General features: G+C 54.0%; 1 protein-coding gene. It reads left to right on the top strand.

The window, feature by feature from the left end; translation table 11 throughout:
* On the top strand, positions 1–250 hold a 250-nt coding region (locus AN389_RS20450), incomplete at both ends, for a hypothetical protein (protein ID WP_160318647.1).

The following is a 250-nucleotide window of genomic DNA, read 5'->3' as shown; positions in this document are numbered from 1 at the left end:
CGACGGCACACTCACCGCCACGGCTAGCGTATCCGATGTGGCAGGTAACCCTGTAAATGCGCAAGATAGCGTAGAACTTGATAACACCGCAGCGATCACAACTAGCATTGATAAAACCGCCGATGGCGTGATTAACGGTCACGGTGAAAGCGCCGCCATGGTCGTACGTGGCACGGTGAGCGATGTGGAAGACGGTCAAACTGTGACGGTGATGATCAGCGATGGTACAAACCAAGTTGAAACCACGGCA

This window comes from Pseudoalteromonas sp. P1-7a, assembly GCF_001401855.1.
Taxonomy (GTDB): Bacteria; Pseudomonadota; Gammaproteobacteria; order Enterobacterales; family Alteromonadaceae; genus Pseudoalteromonas.
This window is presented reverse-complemented; position numbering and strand designations above follow the sequence as displayed.